The organism is Cupriavidus phytohabitans, from assembly GCF_017815025.1.
Classification (GTDB): Bacteria; Pseudomonadota; Gammaproteobacteria; order Burkholderiales; family Burkholderiaceae; genus Cupriavidus.
In genome coordinates, this window is sequence record NZ_JAGIQB010000006.1 from 18865 (window position 1) to 40591 (window position 21727).

22 protein-coding genes and 1 pseudogene are annotated in these 21727 nt (G+C 66.4%); 10 read left to right on the forward strand and 13 right to left on the reverse strand.

What is annotated here, in order from left to right; all coding sequences use genetic code 11:
• Position 1: 1 nt before the first annotated feature.
• The 4 genes from paaD to paaA are packed head-to-tail and all read right to left on the reverse strand — an operon-like array spanning position 2 to position 2644.
• Positions 2-526, reverse strand: coding sequence for a 1,2-phenylacetyl-CoA epoxidase subunit PaaD (gene paaD, locus J8I34_RS05640; protein WP_209805540.1), 525 nt, complete (start codon positions 524-526; stop codon positions 2-4).
• Between the two features lie 5 nt (positions 527-531).
• On the reverse strand, positions 532-1296 hold the full coding sequence (paaC, locus tag J8I34_RS05645; protein ID WP_209774905.1) for a 1,2-phenylacetyl-CoA epoxidase subunit PaaC: 765 nt from the start codon (positions 1294-1296) through the stop codon (positions 532-534).
• A gap of 13 nt (positions 1297-1309) precedes the next feature.
• Positions 1310-1591, reverse strand: coding sequence for a 1,2-phenylacetyl-CoA epoxidase subunit PaaB (gene paaB / locus J8I34_RS05650; RefSeq protein WP_029044895.1), 282 nt, complete (start codon positions 1589-1591; stop codon positions 1310-1312).
• 57 nt (positions 1592-1648) lie between these two features.
• Positions 1649-2644, reverse strand: a complete 996-nt coding sequence (gene paaA, locus J8I34_RS05655; RefSeq protein WP_209774903.1) for a 1,2-phenylacetyl-CoA epoxidase subunit PaaA — start codon at positions 2642-2644, stop codon at positions 1649-1651.
• A gap of 127 nt (positions 2645-2771) precedes the next feature.
• Between paaA and paaX the strand changes: the two genes are divergently transcribed.
• Positions 2772-3695 (forward strand): phenylacetic acid degradation operon negative regulatory protein PaaX, encoded by a 924-nt coding sequence (gene paaX / locus J8I34_RS05660; protein WP_209805541.1) that lies wholly within the window; start codon positions 2772-2774, stop codon positions 3693-3695.
• Positions 3696-3790: 95 nt separating this feature from the next.
• Here paaX and boxA read toward each other — a convergent pair whose 3' ends face one another.
• The 4 genes from boxA to J8I34_RS05680 form a co-directional block, all read right to left on the reverse strand.
• Positions 3791-5071: a benzoyl-CoA 2,3-epoxidase subunit BoxA gene (boxA, locus tag J8I34_RS05665; RefSeq protein WP_029044892.1), complete on the reverse strand. Its 1281-nt coding sequence runs from the start codon at positions 5069-5071 to the stop codon at positions 3791-3793.
• Positions 5072-5214: 143 nt separating this feature from the next.
• Positions 5215-6642 (reverse strand): benzoyl-CoA 2,3-epoxidase subunit BoxB, encoded by a 1428-nt coding sequence (gene boxB, locus J8I34_RS05670; RefSeq protein WP_209805542.1) that lies wholly within the window; start codon positions 6640-6642, stop codon positions 5215-5217.
• Between the two features lie 51 nt (positions 6643-6693).
• Positions 6694-8352 carry a 2,3-epoxybenzoyl-CoA dihydrolase gene (gene boxC / locus J8I34_RS05675; protein WP_209805543.1) on the reverse strand — a complete coding sequence of 553 codons (1659 nt, stop codon included), beginning with the start codon at positions 8350-8352 and terminating at the stop codon, positions 6694-6696.
• 226 nt (positions 8353-8578) lie between these two features.
• Positions 8579-9541 carry a helix-turn-helix transcriptional regulator gene (locus J8I34_RS05680; RefSeq protein WP_209774888.1) on the reverse strand — a complete coding sequence of 321 codons (963 nt, stop codon included), beginning with the start codon at positions 9539-9541 and terminating at the stop codon, positions 8579-8581.
• 99 nt (positions 9542-9640) lie between these two features.
• Between J8I34_RS05680 and J8I34_RS05685 the strand changes: the two genes are divergently transcribed.
• The 4 genes from J8I34_RS05685 to J8I34_RS05700 all read left to right on the forward strand — a co-directional run bounded on the left by J8I34_RS05685 (position 9641) and on the right by J8I34_RS05700 (position 14807).
• Positions 9641-10105 (forward strand): DUF4863 family protein, encoded by a 465-nt coding sequence (locus J8I34_RS05685; RefSeq protein WP_209805644.1) that lies wholly within the window; start codon positions 9641-9643, stop codon positions 10103-10105.
• 10 nt (positions 10106-10115) lie between these two features.
• Positions 10116-11663: a 3,4-dehydroadipyl-CoA semialdehyde dehydrogenase gene (locus tag J8I34_RS05690; RefSeq protein WP_209805544.1), complete on the forward strand. Its 1548-nt coding sequence runs from the start codon at positions 10116-10118 to the stop codon at positions 11661-11663.
• 136 nt (positions 11664-11799) lie between these two features.
• Entirely contained in the window at positions 11800-13404 is a 1605-nt protein-coding gene (locus J8I34_RS05695; protein ID WP_209805545.1) for a benzoate-CoA ligase family protein, read from the forward strand.
• Between the two features lie 32 nt (positions 13405-13436).
• Positions 13437-14807, forward strand: a complete 1371-nt coding sequence (locus J8I34_RS05700; RefSeq protein WP_209805546.1) for an MFS transporter — start codon at positions 13437-13439, stop codon at positions 14805-14807.
• Between the two features lie 122 nt (positions 14808-14929).
• Here J8I34_RS05700 and ycaC read toward each other — a convergent pair whose 3' ends face one another.
• Complete coding sequence (gene ycaC / locus J8I34_RS05705; RefSeq protein ID WP_209805547.1) at positions 14930-15556, reverse strand: isochorismate family cysteine hydrolase YcaC; 627 nt, start codon at positions 15554-15556, stop codon at positions 14930-14932.
• An 85-nt stretch (positions 15557-15641) separates the two neighbouring features.
• Positions 15642-16319 (reverse strand): isochorismatase family protein, encoded by a 678-nt coding sequence (locus tag J8I34_RS05710; protein ID WP_029044883.1) that lies wholly within the window; start codon positions 16317-16319, stop codon positions 15642-15644.
• Between the two features lie 157 nt (positions 16320-16476).
• On the opposite strand from J8I34_RS05710, the gene J8I34_RS05715 reads away from it, so the two are divergent.
• From J8I34_RS05715 to J8I34_RS05730, 4 genes are all read left to right on the forward strand, one after another.
• Positions 16477-17385, forward strand: a complete 909-nt coding sequence (locus J8I34_RS05715; RefSeq protein ID WP_209805548.1) for a LysR family transcriptional regulator — start codon at positions 16477-16479, stop codon at positions 17383-17385.
• Positions 17386-17653: 268 nt separating this feature from the next.
• Complete coding sequence (locus tag J8I34_RS35460) at positions 17654-18064, forward strand: hypothetical protein (RefSeq protein ID WP_371748045.1); 411 nt, start codon at positions 17654-17656, stop codon at positions 18062-18064.
• A gap of 72 nt (positions 18065-18136) precedes the next feature.
• Positions 18137-18358: a translation initiation factor IF-1 gene (infA, locus tag J8I34_RS05725; protein ID WP_008646230.1), complete on the forward strand. Its 222-nt coding sequence runs from the start codon at positions 18137-18139 to the stop codon at positions 18356-18358.
• 82 nt (positions 18359-18440) lie between these two features.
• Positions 18441-18695: a hypothetical protein gene (locus tag J8I34_RS05730; protein ID WP_029044880.1), complete on the forward strand. Its 255-nt coding sequence runs from the start codon at positions 18441-18443 to the stop codon at positions 18693-18695.
• Positions 18696-18742: 47 nt separating this feature from the next.
• Here J8I34_RS05730 and J8I34_RS05735 read toward each other — a convergent pair whose 3' ends face one another.
• The 3 genes and pseudogenes from J8I34_RS05735 to J8I34_RS05745 all read right to left on the reverse strand — a co-directional run.
• Positions 18743-19117: a hypothetical protein gene (locus J8I34_RS05735; protein WP_029044879.1), complete on the reverse strand. Its 375-nt coding sequence runs from the start codon at positions 19115-19117 to the stop codon at positions 18743-18745.
• An 85-nt stretch (positions 19118-19202) separates the two neighbouring features.
• Positions 19203-19490: a hypothetical protein gene (locus J8I34_RS05740; RefSeq protein ID WP_029044878.1), complete on the reverse strand. Its 288-nt coding sequence runs from the start codon at positions 19488-19490 to the stop codon at positions 19203-19205.
• Positions 19491-19856: 366 nt separating this feature from the next.
• Positions 19857-20285, reverse strand: a pseudogene (locus J8I34_RS05745) (tripartite tricarboxylate transporter substrate-binding protein); the annotation flags it as partial.
• 242 nt (positions 20286-20527) lie between these two features.
• Between J8I34_RS05745 and J8I34_RS05750 the strand changes: the two are divergent.
• On the forward strand, positions 20528-21565 hold the full coding sequence (locus tag J8I34_RS05750; protein ID WP_209805549.1) for a tyrosine-type recombinase/integrase: 1038 nt from the start codon (positions 20528-20530) through the stop codon (positions 21563-21565).
• Positions 21566-21727: the final 162 nt, after the last annotated feature.

Below are 21727 nucleotides of genomic sequence, written 5' to 3' on the forward strand. Positions count from 1 at the left end.
CTCAGTGAGCCTTGAAGTAGTCGAACGGCTCTTTGCAGTCGCCGCAGCGGTACAGCGCCTTGCACGCGGTCGAGCCGAACTGGCTGACCAGCCGCGTATGGCGCGAGCCGCAGTGCGGGCAGGCCACCACCAGCGCCGCCGATCCCCTGCCTGCCTTGCGGCTGATCCCGCTGATATCGATCACCTGCTGCGCCGGCGGCGCGATGCCGTAGCCGGCGAGGCTGGCCTTGCCGCGCGGGGTCATCCAGTCGGTGGTCCAGGCCGGCGCCAGCCGGGTCTGCACGCGGACCTTGTCCACGCCCTGCGCGGCGAGCGCGCTTTCAATACCCTCGCGGATCACGGTCATGGCCGGGCAGCCGGAATAGGTCGGCGTGATGGTGACGACGCAGGCGTCGCCTTCCCACGCCACGTCGCGCACGATGCCGAGGTCCACCACGGAAATCACGGGGATTTCGGGGTCGGGCACCGTGTCGAGCCAGGTCCAGACCTGTTCCACGGCGGCACGGTCCAGCGCTTGCGCGGTCATGATGCTCACCACTGCGCGCCGGGATAGGCGCGCTGCAGGAACTGCATCTCGGCCAGCAGGTAGCCAAGGTGTTCGGTATGACGGCCGTGGCGGCCGCCGCTCTGCGCCCATTGTGCGCCGGGCACGCGCAGCGTGGCTTCTTCCAGCACTTCGCCGACATGGCGCTGCCAGGGTTCGGCCAGCGTGGCGGGATCGGGAACCACGCCGTCGCGCGCCAGCTCGGCTTCGGCCGCATCGGCTTCAAACAGTTCGCCGGTGAACATCCACAGGTCGTCGAACGCATCCTGCATGCGGCGGCGGCTTTCCTCGGTGCCATCGCCCAGCCGCACCACGAGGTCGGCGCTGCGGCGCACGTGGTAGGTCACTTCCTTGAGCGACTTGGCGGCGATTTCAGCAATGCGCGCATCGGTGGAGCGCTGCAGCGCTTCGAGCTGGAAGTAGTGCCACGTATCGAACAGGAACTGGCGCGCCAGCGTATCGGCATAGCTGCCGTTGGGCTGTTCCACCAGCAGCAGGTTGCGGAACTGGTGCGCATCGCGCAGGAATGCCAGCTGGTCGGCGGTGCGCCCGGCGCCTTCCACTTCGGCAGCATAGCCGAGCCACAGGCGGGTCTGGCCGATCAGGTCGAGCGCGACGTTGGTGAGCGCGATGTCCTCTTCCAGCGCCGGGCCGCGGCCGCACCATTCCGACAGGCGCTGGCCGAGCACCAGCGTGGAATCGCCGAGGCGCAGCAGATACTCGTGAAGATGAGCGAGCTTGTGGTTGTCCATGGTCCTGGCCGTCTCAGATGTGCTTGACCGCTTCCGGCATCGGGAAGAACGTCGGGTGGCGGTAGACCTTGCTGTTGGCGGGCTCGAACAGCGGGCCCTTGTCGCCGGGGCTGCTGGCCATCACGTCGCTGGCCTTCACCACCCAGACGCTGACGCCTTCATTGCGGCGCGTGTAGACGTCGCGGGCGTTGTTGATCGCCATTTCGCCGTCCGGCGCGTGCAGGCTGCCCACGTGCTTGTGGGCCAGGCCGTGCTGGCTGCGGATAAAGATCTCCCAAAGCGGCCACTCTTTCATGGCAACCTCCTGTGTAAAACGATTCGATGTGGGGAGCGGCGCGCTGCGCCGCATGGGTCAGGCGGCGGCTTGCCGAGCCTGCCGGTCTTGCATATCGGCGTGCACCACCAGCGCGTCGCGGAACCATGCGCCGTCGTCCCAGGCCTTCACGCGGGTGCGCAGCCGGTCGCGGTTGCACGGGCCGTTGCCCTGGATCACGTTGTAGAACTCGGCCCAGTCGATCTCGCCGAAGTCATAGTGGCCGCGTTCCTCGTTCCACTTGAGTTCGGGATCGGGAATGGTCAGGCCCAGGTACTCGGCCTGCGGCACGGTCTGGTCGACCATCTTCTGGCGCAGCTCGTCGTTGGAGAACAGCTTGATGCGCCACTGCATCGACTGCGCGCTGTTCGGCGAATCGCCGTCGGACGGGCCGAACATCATCAGCGCGGGCCACCACCAGCGGTTGAGCGCGTCCTGCGCCATCTGCTTCTGCTCGGGCGTGCCGTTGCACAGCTTCAGCAGGATGTCGTAGCCCTGGCGCTGGTGGAACGACTCTTCCTTGCACACGCGCACCATGGCGCGCGCATACGGGCCGTACGAGCAGCGGCACAGCGGCACCTGGTTGATGATGGCCGAGCCATCGACCAGCCAGCCGATCATGCCGATGTCAGCCCAGGACAGCGTGGGGTAGTTGAAGATGCTGGAATACTTGGCCTTGCCCGAATGCAGGTCGCCCAGCATCTGGTCGCGCGACACGCCCAGCGTTTCCGCCGCGCTGTACAGGTAGAGGCCGTGGCCGGCTTCGTCCTGGATCTTGGCCAGCAGCACGGCCTTGCGCTCCAGCGTGGGCGCGCGGGTCACCCAGTTGCCTTCCGGCAGCTGGCCAACGATTTCCGAATGCGCATGCTGCGAGATCTGGCGGACCAGGGTCTTGCGGTAAGCCTCGGGCATCCAGTCCTTGGCCTCGATCTTGATCCCTTCGTCCACGCGGGACTGGAACGCGTGCTCCTGCGGGTCCATCTCTTCCATCGCGCGGAGCCTTGTTGCTCCTGTCTCCACCAGCTGTGCGTACATGCATGCTCCGCTTCTTTGAGGTCTTGATTTGCGCTTGATCTGGGTCAATCGCGTCAGTTGCAATGCATGGTAGTGATACAATTTGATTCAAGCAACGGATGAATGTGTATCACTTTCAGGCCCGCAAATGGCGACTTCTGCTGACTCGGAACAACCCTCTCCGCGCATTGCCCGGCTGGCGCGCGGCCTGAAGCTGGGCGCCAATGCCATGCTGTCGACATTGTTCGGCGACGTGGTGGCGCCGCGCCCGCAGTCGATCTGGCTGGGGAGCCTGATCCACCTCGCGGCACCGTTCGGCATCAACGACCGGCTGGTGCGCACGGCCACGTTCCGGCTGACCGCGGACGACTGGCTGAGCGCCACCAGGATCGGACGGCGCAGCTACTACGGACTGTCGGAAGCCGGACTGCAACGCGTGCTGCACGCCGGCAAGCGCATTTACGCGGGCGAGGCGCCCGACTGGGACGGCCGCTGGACCCTGGTGATGGTGCGCGGTGACGTACGCGCCACGGTCCGGCAGAAGCTGAAGCGGGAACTGCTGTGGGAAGGGTTCGGCGCGATCGCGCCCGGCGTGATGGCGCACCCGAATGCCGACCTGGCCTCGCTGCGCGAGATCCTCCACGCGGCGCATGCGCAGGAATATGTGGCGGTGATGGAAGCACGCAGCCTGGAGGCGTTCTCGATCCGGCCGCTACAGGCGCTGATGCACCAGACGTTCAAGCTGGGCGATGTGGCGCAGGCGTGGCAGGCGCTGCTGCGGCGCTTTTCACCGCTGGCGGACGAAGCGGCGCATCTGCCACCGGTCGATGCCTATTTTGTGCGGACGCTGCTGGTGCATGAATACCGGCGCGTGCTGCTGCGCGATCCCAATTTGCCCGAGGCACTGCTGCCGCAGGACTGGCCGGGGCGCACGGCGCGGGAGATGTGCAGCGGGATGTATGGTTCGCTGCTGGCGGCGAGCGAGGATTACCTGCAGCGCACGGTGGAGGTGGCGGAGGGGAAATTGATGGATGCGGGGAAGGTGTTGCGCAGGCGGTTTACGCATGGCTGAGCCGTTTCGCCTCGCGCCTGTTTGCACCCCTCTCCCGCGGGCGGGAGAGGGGTGCCTTCGCGAGAGGCGGTGGTACCAGCTGCGCCCATCACCCCTCAATACGTCTCCAGATGCAGCCGCCCGTTTCGCTTCAACCCTTCTGCCAGCGTCTCCCAATGCAGCCCAGCCTGCTGTGCCACCTCGCGCAGCGCCAGCACCACGCCCTCTTCCATGCTCTTGAGCCCGCAGACATAGAAGTACGTATCCGGTGAAGCCAGCAGCGCCGCCAGGTCCGCTGCGCGTTCGCGCATCAGGTCCTGCACATAGCGCTTGGGCTGGCCGGGCGTGCGCGAGAACGCCAGGTTGATGTCGATGAAGTCCTTGGGCAGCTTTTGCAGCGGGCCGAAGTACGGCAGTTCCTCCTGCGTGCGCGCGCCGAAGAACAGCATCAGCTTGCCGCCATCGAACTTGCCGGCCTTGCGCAGGCGGCGGCGCCATTCCGTCATCGCCCGCATCGGCGCGCTGCCGGTGCCCGTGCAGATCATCACGATGTTCGAGCGCGGATGGTTGGGCATCAGGAAGCTGGCGCCGAACGGGCCGATCACCTCCACCTTGTCGCCCACCTTCAGGTCGCACATGTAGTTCGAGCCAACGCCGCGCACGGGGTTGCCGTCGTGGTCCTGCAGCACGCGCTTGATCGTCAGCGACAGGTTGTTGTAGCCCGGCCGCTCGCCGTTGCGTGCGCTGGCGATGGAATACTGGCGCGCGTGGTGCGGGCGGCCGCTGGCGTCGGTGCCCGGCGGCACGATGCCGATGGACTGGCCTTCGAGCACCGGGAAGGGCGTCGTGCCGAAATCCAGCACGATGTGGTGCGTGTCGTATTCGCGGCCGACCTCAGTCACGCGCACGTTGCCGGTCACCGTGGCGGTGATGGTCTTCTGCGCGGACTTGGCGCCATAGAGGTTCGTGTAGGCATGCGCGGCGGACCACGGCGGCACGGTGGCGCCATAGCGGGCGCTGCTGAATGCTTCCTCGACGGTACCGGACAGCAGCGACGCGGCTGGAGGTTCCGGCGCGGCGGTCTGCAGGTCGGCGCCTGGCGCCAGGTCGGCCAGTTGCTCGGGCGACAGCTCTTCCGGCAGCGCGTCCCAGGTGAGCTGTTCTTCGATGCTGTATGCGCGCAGTTTCGGCATGGCGCGCCAGTTGTCGATCGATCCCGTCGGACACGGGGAAATGCAGGCCATGCACAGGTTGCACTTGTCGGCATCGACCACGTAGTTGCGCGAGTCATGCGTGATCGCGCCCACCGGGCAGGTGGCTTCGCAGGTGTTGCAGCGGATGCAGATCTCGGGATCGATCAGGTGCTGCTTGATGACTTGAATTTCGGCCATGTCCATGGCGGTCTCCACAGGATGAGGGGCGTCCGGGGTGAGGGTCGTTGATGCCATGGCGCTTCGTTGATGCGCCGGCCCTCTCCCCCGGCCCCTCTCCCGCATGCGGGAGAGGGGAGCAAACAGGGAGGGATGGTTAAGACCTTGGCTCAGTTGAAGCGCACGTACTCGAAATCCACCGGCTGGCGGTTGATGCCCATGACCGGCGGCGCGATCCAGTTGGCGAACTTGCCCGGCTCGACCACGCGGCCCATCAGGCTGGCGACAAAGGCGCGGTCGCCTTCGGTGGGCAGCCACTGGTCGCGGAAATCGCGCCATTCGGCGTCGGAAACCACGCGGCCGTCGGGCGATACCTTCACGCCGGCGAGCGCGCCGATATTGCGGTGGAAGGCCTTGTGCGGCACCTTCAGGCGGAACGGGATCCCGGCCTTCTCGATCACCTTGTTCCAGCGCTCGACGCCGGCCATGCTGTCCTTGATGTAGTCATCGCGCAGCACTTCGTTGAGCGCGTTGAGCATCGGCACTTCCTTCTCGGTCAGCTGGCCGTTCTGCGCCTGCAGGATGCGGTAGGTCTGGCCCTTGAGCACGTGGTCGTCCATGCGCTTGCCTTCTTCGTAGCGGCCCTTCAGGCCGGTGCTGTAGAAGGTGGCGGCGTTGCTCGACTCATCCGCGCCGAACAGGTCGATGGTGACGCTGTAGTGGAAGTTCAGGTAGCGCTGGATGGTCGGCAGGTCGATCACGCCGGCGGCACGCAGCTTCGCCGGGTCGTCTGTCTTCAGCTCGTTCATCACCTGGCAGGTGCGCTGGATCACACGCGACACGCCGCTCTCGCCGACGAACATGTGGTGCGCTTCCTCGGTCAGCATGAATTTGGTGGTCCGTGCCAGCGGGTCGAAGGCGCTCTCGGCCAGCGCGCACAGCTGGAACTTGCCGTCGCGATCGGTGAAGTAGGTGAACATGAAGAACGACAGCCAGTCAGGGGTCTGCTCGTTGAACGCCTGCAGGATGCGCGGGTTGTCCTGCTGCCCGCTGCGGCGCTCCAGCAGCGCTTCGCCTTCTTCGCGGCCGTCGCGGCCGAAGTACTTGTGCAGCAGGTACACCATGGCCCACAGGTGGCGGCCCTCTTCCACGTTCACCTGGAACAGGTTGCGCAGGTCGTACATGCTGGGCGCGGTCAGGCCCAGGTGGCGCTGCTGCTCCACCGATGCCGGCTCGGTATCGCCCTGCGTCACGATGATGCGACGCAGGTTGGCGCGATATTCCCCGGGAATGTCCTGCCACGCGTCCTCGCCCTTGTGGTCGCCGAAGTGGATCTTGCGGTTGGCCTCGGCGGGGTTCAGGAAGATGCCCCAGCGGTAGTCCGGCATCTTGACGTGGCCGAAGTGGGCCCAGCCCTGCGGGTCGACGCTGATCGCGGTGCGCAGGTAGATGTCATGGGTATGCGAGCCTTCCGGGCCCATGTCGTTCCACCAGCTCAGGTAGTTGGGCTGCCATTGCTCGAGCGCGCGCTGCAGGGTGCGGTCTTCGCTCAGGTTGACGTTGTTGGGGATCTTGTCGCTGTAGTTGATGCCGGACATGGTGTCTCCTTCGGGACGATTCGGTTGTCGTTCGTTGCGTTGCGGTGCGGATCAGACGCGGTTCCAGTCGAAGGCGGCCTTGTCGCCCTTGCCGTAGACCTTGAGCGCACCCTTGTCGCCGACCGCGTTGGGACGCTGGAAGATCCAGTTCTGCCACGCGGTCAGGCGGCCGAAGATGCGGGTGAACATGTTTTCCTGGCCGTTGAAGCGCAGGTTGGCTTCCATGCCGGTGAGCGCATCGGGCGACATCGCCACGCGCTCTTCCAGCGCGATGCGGACTTCGTCGGTCCAGTCGATATCGTCGGGATTGGCGGTGACCAGGCCCAGCGCGTAGGCGGCATCCGCGTCGAGCGGCTGGCCGGCTCTGGCGCGCACGGCATCGAGCGCGGGCTGTTCGTCGTAGAAGCGGCGGCCGAGGCGGCTCTGGCCGGTCGCCATCGGGTACAGGCCGAAGTTGACTTCCGCCACGGTGATCCTTGGCGCGCGCGCCTCGTCGTCGGGCAGCGCCAGGTGGTAGCTGCGGTCGCAGGCCAGCGCCAGTTCCAGGAAGGTGCCGGCAAAGCAGGAGTCCGGCTCGATCAGCGCGAACAGGCTGCGCGACGACACGTCCAGGCGGCTCAGCGTGCGGCGCAGCAGGCCGATGGTTTCGCGCACGAACCAGTGGTCCTTGTGCGCGAGCAGCGTGGCGTCGGTGGCCAGCACCGCGGCGGCGTCGCCGCTGGTCTTGATCAGCCAGGTGCCGATATCCAGCTCATTGGTGCGCATCGACAGGATCGCGTCTTCCAGTTCGCGCGCCAGTTGCAGCGGGTACCAGTTGGCGCCGGCCTGCACGATTTCATCAAGGTTCTGCGGCTGCGTGCCCGTCGGCGCCTTCACCGTGAAGGTAGCGGTGCGGCCGGCACGGTCGATTTCCACGGTCACGTGCGTATAGCGCAGCGCATCGGCTTCGATGGTGCGCCCGATCGGCGCGAGCGCGACGCCCTGCGCATCGGCCGGGCGGTCGCTCTGCGCGGCCAGCGCCAGCGCGCGCTCCTGCACCTTCTGCGCGAACACCGCCGGCTTGGCGATATCGTCGACCAGCCGCCAGTCCTTGGCACGCTGGCCGCGCACGCCTTCAGTGGTGGTGCAGAAGATGTCGGCAAGGTCATGGCGCACATGGCGCTTGTCGGTCACGCGGGTCAGGCCGCCGGTGCCCGGCAGCACGCCCAGCAGCGGCACTTCCGGCAGGCTCACCGCCGACGAGCGGTCGTCCACCAGCAGGATTTCGTCGCAGGCCAGCGCCAGTTCATAGCCGCCGCCGGCGCAGGCGCCGTTGACCGCGGCCAGGAACTTCAGGCCGCTGTGCTGCGAGGAATCCTCGATGCCGTTGCGGGTCTCGTTGGTGAACTTGCAGAAGTTGACCTTCCAGGCGTGGCTGCTGACGCCCAGCATGAAGATGTTGGCGCCCGAGCAGAACACCTTGTCCTTGCCGCTGGTAACCACCACGGTGCGCACTTCGGGGTGTTCGAAGCGGATGCGGTTGAGTGCATCGTTCAGCTCGATATCGACGCCAAGGTCGTAGCTGTTCAGCTTGAGCTTGTAGCCGGGACGCAGGCCGGCGTTCTCGTCGATATCCACCGCCAGCGTGGCGACAGGGCCTTCGAACTTCAGCTTCAGGTGCTTGTACTGCGCGGGGGTGGTCTGGTATTCGACGCGGGGGGCGGTGGTCACGGCGGTCTCTCCTCGATTGAACTGCACCATAGTGCATGAGCGGGAATCTGTTGAAACGCACTATAGTTCATCAACAGAAATTCTTGCAAGCACTATTGTGCAGATTTTTGAGGATATGGCGAACGCGCCGCCTTTTCAGTTCATATAGCGGCTTTCGCGCCGCCCGGCCAACAAAAACGGCGGCACCGAAGTGCCGCCGCTGACAGGAGACCCGGACCAGCCCGGCTCAGCCTGGCATCTGCAACGCCGTGCGCACCAGCTCGCGCAGCGCCGCGAAGGTTGGCTCCAGCGGCTGCGCACTGGTATTCAGCGAGAACTCCGCCTTGGAATAGAACGCGGCGCGGCCGGCCAGGATATGGCGCAGGTCTTCCATCGCCTCCTTGCTGGCCGCCATCGGACGGAAGTCGCCCTGTGCCCGCACCCGCTCCATATGGTCTTCGGCATCGGCCTGCAGCCAGACCGTGGTGCAGTGGGCCAGCAGCAGGTTGAAGGTGGCCGGGTCGGAAACCAGGCCGCCAGGCGTGGCGATGACGGCTTCCGGATAGATCTGGATGGCCTCTTCCACCGCCCGGCGTTCGTAGCGGCGGTAGGCGTTCATGCCGTACAGCCCCTGGATCTCGGCAATGCTGCAGCCGGCGAACTTCTCGATTTCGCGGCTCAGCTCGACGAACGGGAAATCCAGGTCCTCGGCCAGCATGCCGCCGAGCGTGGTCTTGCCGGCGCCGCGCAGGCCGATCAGCGCCACGCGCGGGCTGCGCGCCGCCTGCACGGCATTCTCGCCGCCGGTGCCGAGCATCTCGCCCACGGCGATGCGCACGCGCCGCAACGTGGCTTCGTCGCGGTGCTCCAGCAGTTCGCGCAGCAGGATCCATTCCGGCGAAGACGTGGTCACGTCGCCCAGCAGCCCGGCCAGCGAACACTGCAGCGCGTCGGCAATGTGCTGCAGCACCAGGATCGACGCGTTGCCGCTGCCATATTCCAGGTTGGCCAGGTGCCGCTCCGACACCCCGGCGGCCTGCGCCGCGGCCTTGCGCGTCAGGCCGCGGCGCGCGCGCAGGTCGCGCACGCGCTCGCCCAACGCGACCAGGAAGGGGTTCTTCTCCGCGCCGTTGGCAACGGCCACGCCTGAATCATCTTGCAGGCGCGCATCCCGGGTTAACCCAGATTCATGCAATATAGTGCTTGACATGATTTCTCGGAGGTTCTACTTTTCATACATGCACAATAATGCATGAAGCCTTCGATAGCAATGGCTGAATCAGACGGAGCCCCCTGGATGTCTTCCACCCTGTCCCCCAAGCAGTTCCGCGAGCAGATTGCGCAACTTACTGCGCAGCTTGCCGGCCGGCCGCTCGATGCCGCACTGGACGCCTGGCTCAATGCCGAGCACGGCACCGGCAGCGCCACCTACCAACAACTGAAGGCGAGCTGCGAGGCCGGCGTGGCCGAAGGATGGCTGTGCGACCGTGAGGGCGGCGGCATCCGCTATGGCCGCATCTTCAAGCCCGCCGACGACCTGCACGGCTTCTCCGTCGACGTGGTCGACATGCAGGACATTGCCGGTCCACACCATACGCATCCCAACGGCGAGATCGACCTGATCATGCCGCTGGATGGCGACGCGCAATTCGACGGCCGCCCGGCAGGCTGGCTGGTATGCCCGGCGGGCAGCGCGCACCGCCCCACCGTCAGCAACGGCCGTGCGCTGGTGCTCTACCTGCTGCCGGAAGGCCGCATCGACTTCACGCGCTGAGAGATCTCCAATGACTGAATTGCTTTCCAACTATCTCGGCAGCAAGTGGCAGGCCGGCAGCGGTGCCGGCACGGCGCTGTTCGATCCGGTGCTCGGCGATGAACTGGTGCGTGTGGACGCCACCGGGCTGGACTTGCCGGCCGGTTTTGCCTTTGCCCGCGAACAGGGCGGTGCCGCGTTGCGCGCACTGACCTACCGCCAGCGTGCCGCGCTGCTGGCCGATGTCGTCAAGGTGCTGCAGGCCAACCGCGACGCCTATTACGAGATCGCGACCGCCAACAGCGGCACGGTGAAGAATGATTCCGCAGTCGATATCGATGGCGGAATCTTCACGTTGGGCACGTATGCAAAGCTGGGCGACACGCTCGGCGACCGGCATTACCTGCTCGATGGCGAGGCCGCGCGCCTTGGCAAAGATCCGCTGTTCCAGTCGCAGCACGTGCTGGTGCCCACGCGCGGCGTGGCGCTGTTTATCAATGCCTTCAACTTTCCAGGCTGGGGCCTGTGGGAGAAGGCTGCACCCGCGCTGCTGGCGGGCGTGCCGGTGATCGTCAAACCCGCCACCGCCACGGCGTGGCTGACCCAGCGCATGGTGCGCGACGTGGTCGAGGCCGGCGTGCTGCCGACGGGCGCGCTGTCGGTCATCTGCGGCAGCTCGGCAGGATTGCTCGACCAGTTGCAGCCGTTCGACGTGGTGTCGTTCACCGGCTCGGCCGATACCGCGGCGGTGATCCGCTCGCATCCGGCCATCGCGGAACGTTCGGTGCGCGTGAATATCGAGGCGGACAGCATCAACAGCGCGGTGCTGCTGCCGCAGGCGGGGCCGGACACCGCCGCGTTCGACCTGCTGGTGAAGGAGGTGGTGCGCGAGATGACGGTCAAGTCCGGGCAGAAATGCACGGCGATCCGCCGCGTGTTCGTGCCCGAGGCGCTCTACGGGCAGGCCGCCGAAGCGATCGGCGCGCGGCTGTCGAAAGTCACCGTCGGCAATCCGCGCAACGACGCGGTGCGCATGGGCGCGCTGGTCAGCCGCGCACAGTTCGATGCGGTCACCGAAGGGCTTGCGGCATTGCGCCAGCATGCGCAGGTGCTGCACGACGGCACGCGGCAGCCGCTGGTCGACGCCGATCCGGCCGTGGCCTGCTGCATCGGGCCGACGCTGCTCGGCGCCAGCGATGCCGATGCGGCCGCGGCGGTGCACGACACCGAGGTGTTCGGCCCGGTCGCCACGCTGCTGCCCTATCGCGATACCACGCATGCACTCGCGCTGGTGCGCCGCGGCCAGGGTTCGCTGGTGGCCTCGCTCTATGGCAGCGATGCCGCGGCGCTCGGCGCCGCGGCGGTCGAACTGGCCGGCAGTCACGGCCGCGTGCATGTGATCTCGCCCGACGTCGCACAGCTGCACACCGGCCACGGCAACGTGATGCCGCAATCGCTGCATGGCGGCCCCGGCCGCGCCGGCGGCGGCGAGGAGCTGGGCGGCCTGCGCGCGCTGCATTTCTACCATCGCCGCAGCGCGCTTCAGGCCAGCACCGGGGTACTCGGCACGCTGGCCTGACCACCGGTTCACACGCCTTCACCGCTCCTTCACCGCTCCTTCACCGCTCCTTCACCGCTCCTTCACCGCTCCTTCACCGCGCCGCCCTCGCATGGCGGCGCGCAGCACACCGTACACCAGTAACGGGGAGACAAGCATGACCGCCACCACCGCAGACGTCCCGGTGCAGCCGCCGGGCGCGTCCTTCAACTTTGCCGCGCACCTGCTGGCGTGCAATGCCGGGCGCCCGGACAGGACCGCTTATATCGATGACGATGGCCGGCTCACCTACGGGGAGCTGGCGCAGCAGGTGCGGCGCATGGCCGCGGCACTGCTCGGCGCCGGCGTGCGCCGCGAGGAACGCGTGCTGCTGCTGATGCACGACTGCACCGACTGGCCGGTGAGCTTCCTGGGCGCGATGTACGCCGGCATCGTGCCGGTGGCGGTCAACACGCTGCTGACCGCCGATGACTACGTCTACATGCTGCAGCACAGCCGCGCGCAGGCGGTGCTGGTCTCGGCGGCGCTGCTGCCAGTGCTGCAGGATGCGCTCGCGCGGCCCGGGCACGAGGTGGACAAGGTATTTGTCTCGCGCGCGCAAGGCCCGTTGCCTGAAGGCATGGCGTCGCTCGACACCGTGCTCGCCGCGCAAACCCCGCTGGCGGTGCCGGCCGCGACCCGTTGCGACGATCCGGGCTTCTGGCTGTATTCCTCAGGCTCCACCGGACGGCCCAAGGGCGTGGTGCACAGCCACGGCAACCCATACTGGACCGCCGCGCTCTACGCCGGTCCGGTGCTGGGCCTGCGCGAGAACGACACCTGCTTCTCCGCGGCCAAGCTGTACTTCGCCTACGGGCTCGGCAATGGCCTGAGCTTTCCGTTGAGCGTCGGCGCAACGGTGGTGCTGATGGCCGAGCGGCCCACGCCCGAGGCCACCTTCCGCCGCTGGCTGGAACACAAGCCCACGGTGTTCTTCGGCGCGCCCACGGGATACGCCGGCATGCTCGCCAATCCCGCACTGCCCGCGCGCGCGGACGTGGCGCTGCGGCTGTGCTCATCGGCAGGCGAAGCGCTGCCCGCCGACATCGGCCAGCGCTTCACCGCGCATTTCGGCTGCGAAATCATCGACGGCATCGGCTCCACCGAGATGTTGCATATCTTCCTGTCCAACCGCCCGGGGCAGGTGCGTTACGGCACCACCGGGTGGCCGGTGCCGGGCTACGCCATCGAGCTGCGCGACGAATCCGGCCAGCCGGTGCCAGACGGCGAGATCGGCGACCTCTATATCCAGGGCCCCAGCGCCGCGATGATGTACTGGGCCGACCGCGAGAAATCGCGCGAGACCTTCCGCGGCGGCTGGACCAAGAGCGGCGACAAGTACGTCCGCAACGCCGACGGCACCTACAGCTACGCCGGACGCAGCGACGACATGCTCAAGGTCAGCGGCATCTACGTCTCGCCATTCGAGGTCGAGGCCACGCTGGTGCAGCACCCCGCCGTGCTGGAGGCGGCAGTGGTCGGCGTGCCGGATCATGACGGGCTGGTCAAGACCAAGGCCTTCGTGGTGCTGAAGTCTGGCGCGCAGCTGGGCGACGCCGAGCTGAAGGCCTTCGTCAAGGAGCGGCTGGCCGCATACAAGTATCCGCGTGCGATTGAATTCGTCGACACGCTGCCCAAGACCGCCACGGGCAAGATCCAGCGCTTCGTGCTGCGCGAGCGCGAACTGAAGGCCGCCGCAGAGCGCGCCGTAGCAATGGCGTAAGCACACGCCATCCCACCATACCGGAGACAACCATGCGTCAGATCGATGTCCACCAGCTGGCCGACGAGGCCCGCTTCAACCGCTTCCATGCGCAGATTCTGTTCTGGTGCGCGCTGATCATCATCTTCGACGGCTATGACCTCGCGGTCGCCGGCATCGCGCTGCCGGCGATCATGAAGCAGATGGGCGTTACCGCCACCAGCGCTGGCTTCATGGTCAGCTCGGCCCTGTTCGGCATGATGTTCGGCGCGATCTTCCTCGGCACCGTGGCCGACCGCATCGGCCGCCGGCGCGCCATCGCCATCTGCATCGGGCTGTTCAGCGTGTTCACCGCCGCCGCGGGCTTTGCCAGCGATCCGGTCACGTTCAGCGTCACGCGCTTCCTGGCGGGGCTGGGCATCGGTGGCGTGATGCCCAACGTGGTGGCGCAGATGACAGAGTACTCGCCGCGCAAGCTGCGCGGCACGCTGGTGACGCTGATGTTCAGCGGCTACTCGGTCGGCGGCATGCTGGCCGCGCTGCTGGGCAAGGGCCTGATCGAGAGCTACGGCTGGCAGTCGGTGTTCCTGGCCGCCGGGCTGCCGGTGCTGCTGGTCCCGCTGGTGCTGCGCGCGCTGCCGGAATCGATGCCCTACCTGATCCGCACCGGGCAGACCGCCACGCTGCAGGCCGTGGTATCGCGGCTGGTGCCGTCGCACCGACCGCAGCCGGGCGACGCCTTCATCCTGCCCGCCGACGAGAGGGACGGCAAGACGGCCGGCGGCGCCCCGATCCGCCGCCTGTTCCAGGACGGCCGTGGCTTCAGCACGGCAATGTTCTGGGTCGCGTTCTTCATGTGCCTGTTCATGGTGTACGCGCTCAGCTCGTGGCTGACCAAGCTCATGGCCGCCGCCGGCTACAGCCTGGGTTCCGCGCTGACCTTCGTACTGGTGCTGAACTTCGGCGCGATGATCGGCGCCGTCGGCGGCGGCTGGCTGGCCGACCGCCTGCCGATCAAGCATGTGCTGATCGGCATGTACGCGCTGGCCGCGATCTCGATCACGCTGCTGGGCTACCCGATGCCGACCGCCGCGCTGTTCGTGGTGGTGGGGCTGGCCGGTGCCTCGACCATCGGCACGCAGATCGTCACTTATGCCTACGCCGGCCAGTTCTACCCGATGGCGGTGCGCGGCACCGGCATCGGCTGGGCCTCGGGCATAGGCCGCAGCGGCGCGATCCTGGCGCCAATCGTGATCGGCGTGCTGGTGGGGATGTCGCTGCCGCTGCAGCAGAACTTCATGGCGATGGCGATCCCGGCGGTGATCGCGGCGCTGGCGGTGTCGCTGATCAACCACCGCCGGTCGGCCTCGGCGCATGACGAGGTTGAGCGAGCGGCTGTGGGCGCCGCGGTGAAGCAGGCTTGAGCTTGACCTCGCTCGTCGGCATGGCCACGGCCGGCCCTCTCCCCCTGCCCCTCTCCCGCAAGCGGGGGGAGGGGCGCAACCCGAGGAGTGCAAACCGCCGGCACGCCTGCCGGCATTGCCGATTATTTCCCGCCCTTCACCGTCGTATATGCGGTGATCAGGTTGCGGTAATCCGGGATATGGTTCGAGAACAGCGCTCCCAGCCCTTCGATATCGTTGCGCCAGTCGCGGTGCAGCTCGCATGCCACGCCGAACCACGTCATCAGTTGCGCGCCGGCCTCTGACATGCGGCGCCACGCGGAATCGCGCGTGATCTCGTTGAAGGTGCCGGAAGCATCGGTCACGACAAAGACCTCGAAGCCTTCCTCGATCGCCGACAGCGCAGGGAATGCCACGCAGACTTCGGTGACCACGCCCGCGATCAGCAACTGCTTCTTGCCGGTGGCGCGCACCGCCGCAACAAAGTCTTCGTTATCCCAGGCATTGATCTGGCCCGGCCGCGGGATGAACGGCGCGTCGGGGAACATCTGCTTCAGCTCGGGTACGAGCGGACCGTTGGGGCCGTCTTCGAAGCTGGTGGTCAGGATGGTCGGCAGCTTGAAATACTTGGCCAGGTCGGCCAGTGCCAGCACGTTGTTCTTGAACTTGTCGGGTTCGATATCCCGGACCAGCGACAGCAGGCCGGCCTGGTGATCGACCATCAGGACGGCTGCCTGGCTCTTGTCCAGGCGCTTGTAGGCCTTGCTCATGGCGTGCTCCTGTGAAAACGGGCACGGCCGGAGGATTACTCACCGGTCGTTCCCGTGGATAAAAACCTTGCCTGTGCAGATAACGTCAGCGTTGGGAGTCCAGCACCTCGTGCTTCTTCTCGACGTCCTGCGCCTTCATGTAGCTCTCGATCAGCAACTGGTAGGCGGGGAAAATCCTGGTATAGACCTCGGCCCATTGCTGCGCGTCCGGGCGGTTCCAGCTCTGCTGCAGCTCGGAGGCGACCGCGGCCGTGTCCATCGGCACCACGCCGGCCTGGACGATGCGCGCGAGCGTGATTTCCTGCGCCATCTTTGAGTAGGTGCCGGAGGCATCGACCACCGCGAACACCTTGTAGCCATCGGCGACCGCGCTGATCGAAGGGAACGCCATGCAGACGCTGGTGATGGTGCCGGCGATGATCAGCGTCTTCTTGCCGGTTTCCTTCACCGCGGCAACGAAGTCGGGGTTGTCCCACGCGTTGATCTCACCCTTGCGCGCGACATATCTGGCATGCGGGGCGTTCTCGTGGATCTCGGGGATCAGCGGGCCGTTGGGACCCTGCGGCACCGAGGCCGTGGTGATCACGGGCAGCTTGCACAGCGTTGCCATCCTGGCCAGCGCGGCGGCGCGCAGGCGCAGTTCGGGCATCGGCATGTCGCCCACGGTCTGGAACAGGCCGCTCTGGTGGTCGATCAGCAGCATGGCCGTATCGGCGGGATCGATTGCGGGGCGCTTGCCGTTGAAATTGGCGGGGGTGGTCATCTCCCTTTCTCCTTGCACAGTGGACTTGAATACGGTGGCCGTAGCGCCGACGCCGTGGAACCAACCGTGTGGCAAAAGCATAGGTCTTGGCAGATGGCCCCGGTAGGCTCGAAAATCTGCCCTCAGCGTCCTACTGGCAGGACGACAGGAGCCGCCGTTGCGTCCAGACCTCAACGACCTGTATTACTTCGCGCAGGTAGTCGACCACCAGGGCTTCGCGCCGGCGGGGCGCGTGCTCGGCATCCCCAAGTCCAAGCTGAGCCGGCGCGTGGCCATGCTGGAAGAACGGCTGGGCGTGCGCCTTATCCAGCGCTCGACGCGACGCTTTTCCGTCACTGAACTCGGCCAGACCTACTACGCGCACTGCAAGGCGATGCTGGTCGAAGCGGAGGCCGCCGAGAGCGTGATCGAGCGCACCCGCGCCGAACCCAGCGGCCTGGTGCGCATGACTTGCCCCGTGGCGCTGCTGCATACCCGCGTGGGCGAAATGATTTCGGATTTCATGGCCGCCAACCCGAAGGTCACGGTGCACCTGGAAGCCACCAACCGCCGCGTGGACGTGGTCGCCGAAGGCATGGACCTGGCTATCCGAGTGCGCGTGCCGCCGCTGGAAGACAGCGACCTGGTGATGCGCGTGCTGGCCGAGCGTGCGTGGTGCATCGTGGCCAGCCCCAGGCTGGTGGAGGGCCTGCCCCGGCTGTCGACGCCGGCCGACCTGAACCCGCTGCCGACGCTGGACCTGGGCCCGCCGCGTCCCACGCATGTGTGGGCGCTGCACGGCCCCGAAGGCGCCAGCGCCGAACTGCACCACAAGCCCCGGCTGGTCACCGACGACATGATCATGCTGCGCGCCGCCGCGGTGGCCGGCGCCGGCCTGGTGCAACTGCCGGTGATGATGGTCAGCGACGAACTGCGCGACGGCCGCCTGGTGAGGGTGCTGGCCGGCTGGTCGATCAAGGGCGGCGTGATCCACGCGGTGTTCCCGTCGCGGCGGGGACTGCTTCCGTCAGTGCGGGAGCTGATCAATTTCCTGTCGCAGCGCTTCGCGCAGATCAGCGAAACCTGAGCGCCTGATGCGGCCTCCACGGGGTGGCCTTGCCCGCACGCAGGCAGGCCCGGCGCAGAAGTGGTATCATTCGCTTTCTTACGCATGGATCGGGCCACGCCCGACGCCAGTGCGCCCGCCGCAAGACAATCCCACAAGAAGCATATCGGCGGCGGCCCGGGCTTGATCCCGGAGTTCCCTGGGCGGCATCGCCCATCACCCTACCCGACCGGCGGCACGTCCGCTCCGCAACCACTGCGCCCCTTGTAGCGCACCGGTTTGCGCAGGCATGGTCCACTTCCCGCCAGATTCCCCGCTTGCGCCGAACGCGAGCCCCGACGCTGGCCTACAGCAACGGCGAACGGTCGCCATCCCGCGCTACCTGCATCGCACCGATGCATCGCGCCGCCCGCGGCCGCGCCTCATGAACAGGCACACATTGAAGCAAAGCAACCACAACCATCATCAACGCCAGGGCAGCAGCCACATCCACAACCCTTATACCGTTTCGGTCTACCCGATCCAGCAGGAACCCGGCCTCTGGTTCGCGACCTACATGATCGCCGAATACCGCAACGGGGCGGAGCGCATCGTCGCCAACGTGGCCATGCGCCACGACACGCACCATTCGGAAGCCAGCGCGCGCCGGTCAGCCCGCTGTGCCGGCGAGCGCGCCGCGGCGCGGCTGTGCCTGCAGTAACGCCTATTCCCCGGCCGCAGGGCCGTCACAACAGCGTGCGCCGTGCCGGCGCCGCTTACGCAAGGAGCCTCCTTGGCTAAAGAAGAACTGGTGGAATTTGGCGGCAAGGTATCGGAAGTGCTGCCGGACAACCGTTTCCGCGTGATTTTGGAAAACGGGTTCGAGGTCTGGGCTTATTCGTCCGGCCGCCTGAAGAAAAACCGCATCCGCGTGCTGGCGGGCGACCGCGTCACGCTGGAAATGTCGCCATACGACCTGACCAAGGGACGTATCAACTATCGACACAAGTCGTAGCCGGGATGCTTCGCCACGACATGCGCCACAGCGGCCCATGTCGTTCCCCAATGATCCATCTCACCGCAAAGGAGAACCGACCATGTCGACCATCGAAGAATGGGAATCGCTGCACCTGACGCCGGACGGCTGGCAGGCAGGCACCTACCGGCATACCCCGTGGCAGGAGGTACGGATCGAGCCGCCGGCAGCCGGCGTGCTGACCGTAAGGCGCCACGTCACGGCCACCTATTGCGGCCCGTCGCGCGCCGTTGAAGACCGTACCCCGGAAATCACCGATATGGCACTGATCGAAGCACTGCTGGAGCGCCACGGCGCCCCGGTGTTCAAGATCTGACCGAAGCAGTCCTGCCGCGTGCCGGCACCAACGGCCTGGGCGCCGCCTCAGCCCACCACGCGCACATGCGGCCGTCCCGTCCGGACGCCGCTGCCGACCGGCCTCAGTTCGCCGTCCCACGGCGCTGCGCCGAGGTCCAGCACATAGTCGCCCTCGCGCGCCTTGTCATGCAGATGATCGCGCACCACCTGGCCGATGGCCAGGCGGCACAGCGCTTCGCCGCTGGCGGCAAGCTGGCCCTCCAACGTATCGGCTTCGGCCAGCACGGCGAATGCGCGCCGCCCGGCCCCGACAAAGCTGGTGAAGAGCACGCCGGTGGGCCGCTGCGCATCGACGAAGCAGACCGCGACGTGGTAGGTGATGCCCTTGCCCTCGCCGGGCAACGTGCACAGAAAACCGGATGATCCCGAACGCATGTCCATGAACGAGTTTCCTGGCGGCTGACGGATGCTGCAGCGCCCGCTGGCGCCAGGCGGCATCGTGCCGCGTTGATGGGGAGGAGTATTCCTATTGCGCCATGACCAGCGACACCCCCGGCACCGTGCCGTTGATGATGTCCTCGGCATAGCGCAGTGCGCCGCGGCGCGCGCCGCCAACGTTGTCCCAGGGAGTGGCATCCAGGCGGAACGTGCGTGCCTGCGCGCTTTCAGGCGATTCCCCGGCCAGGCAGATCACCACGGCGGCATCGAACGAGCGGTCGGGCCGGGGCTCCGGCCACACCCGCGCAACCGCATGCTTGTACACCAGGGGATAGAGGTCATATCCCTTGTAGGTTGCAGCTGGATAAACATCCATGACGGCCTCCGCGGTTGGTGGTGTTGCCCTCACTCTACGCCAGTTGCGGCGCCAGCAGTGGCTTTATTTCTGTCCTGTCGGACTTCTCCACCGACGACACTCCGGGCGAAAGGCCAGTCGTAGCGCGACCCAGCGCTGGCGCGGCGCGGCGCGGCCTGAGCCTGCCGGAAGGCGCTACGGTCGACCATGTCGGGCAGATCCGGCGAGGGACGCCGTGAAGGTCGACTGCCACGCGCTGCTCGACCCGCTGCAAGAATGCAGCGGCGGGTTGGAAGGACTGGAACGGGCGCTGCCGCACGAAGCGGTCGAGCGCTCGAATGGCAACCTCTGCGCTGCAGCCCGGCTGCTGGGCCTGACGCGCGCAGATCAGTCGGCGCGGATCCCGCGCTGGCGGATCAGCGCACCCCACTTCTCCGTTTCCTTGGCCAGATGGTCGCGCAATACAGCCGGCGAGCTTCCGATCGGCTCGGCGCCAATCTGCGTCAGGCGCTTTTGCACCGCAGGCTTTCGCAGGGCCTCGAGCATTGCTCCGTTCAGCTTGTCAATCACTGGCTGCGGCGTCTTCGCCGGCACGAAGGCGGCGAACCAGGGCGACAGTTCGTAGCCCGGCAGCCCGGCCTCGGCCACAGTGGGAACATTGGGGAGCGCGCTGGAGCGCCTGGCAGTGGTGACGGCTATCGGTGTCAGCTTGCCGGATTCAATCTGGGGCTTGGCCGACGTGATGCTGTCGAACATATAGTCCACCTGTCCGCCCAGAAGGTCGGACATGGCCGGTCCGCTGCCCTTGTAGGGAAGAACGGCAACAAAAGCCTTGGTAGCGTTTGGTATGGGTTTGGTATGGATTTGCTTGCCTGGCGCGGGTTTACGGGCGATTTCGGTCGCGCTCGCTTTCGCATCCGCGACCAAACCAGGCGCAAATTGCACCATGAATTATGGTAATTTCGCGACTGGCATCGCGATTCGGGGTGCCGCCAATCCGCACGTGCCGTCCAGCCAGATAGGGCATGTGCCGCTCCAACCTAGATCGAGAGGTTCTGATGGCTTCCATCAAGCTTTACAACGGCCTGTACCGGGCGTCCATTTCCAAAACCGTGAACGGCGAAATTGTACGCCGCGCTCGCGCGTTCCCCACTGAGCGCGAGGCGCGGCAATGGGCCGAGGAGATCGAGCGCCAGCTCATGCTCGGCCGCGATGTCTCCTCGACCGTGCGCGATGTGGTCACGCGCTACACCAAGGAGATCTCGCCGAAGAAGAAGTCCGGCGCGGGTGAAGTCCACCGCCTGAACTATTTCCTCAAGACCTTCAGGCAGGCCGACCAGCCGATTCGCGAAATCGAACCCGAGCACATCAAGGCCTGGCGCGATCGCCGCCTCCAGGAAGTCGCACCGGCAAGCGTGCGCCGCGAGCTGAACAGCATCGGCAACGTTTTCACCTACGCCGTGAAGGAATGGCACCTGATCCAGACCAGTCCGATGGCGCGCATGAAGAAGCCGAAGGATGGGCCGGCGCGCACGCGGCTGTTCGAGGACGGCGAGGCCGAGGCGATCTTCGAGCACCTGAACTACTCGCGCGATGGCCGCCTGTCGGCGCCGGAGCATTTCGTTGGCGCGATGCTCGATCTGTCGCTGTGGACGGCAATGCGGCGCGGCGAGCTGATCAAGATGGAATGGAGCGAGGTGTCGCTTGCCAAGCGCGTAGTCTTGCTGCCGGATACGAAGAACGGCTCGCCGCGCATGGTGCCGCTCTCGCGCGAGGCGCTCACCATCATGCAGAACCTGCACAAGCAGCGCGACAAGGGTGCCACCCATGTCTTTCCGCTGACAACGAACCAGGTCACGCGAATCTTCGCGCAGGTGCGCGACGACCTGGAGCTGGAGGAAGACGTGATCTTCCACAACGCGCGCCGCACCGCGACCACTCGCTTCGCACGCAAGATGGACATTCAAACCCTGGCGAAGATCACCGGCCACAAAACGCTGGAGACGCTGCTGAACGTCTACTATCAACCGACGCCGGCCGACCTGGTGGCGGCGCTCGATGGGGAGGACCGCTACCGACTTGCGGAAGCCGCATAAAAACGATGGGCGCCACCGGCGCCCATTTTTTCGTTTCATCAGCGAGCTGCGGGGTGGGACAGAGTGTCCCAGGGTGCCCCACTTCCGCCGGCCGCAGTCGACCCTTAGCAGCCTGTCGGTCTCTAGCGGCCCTTCGTGGGGACGGGGTCAACCTCCTTCCCC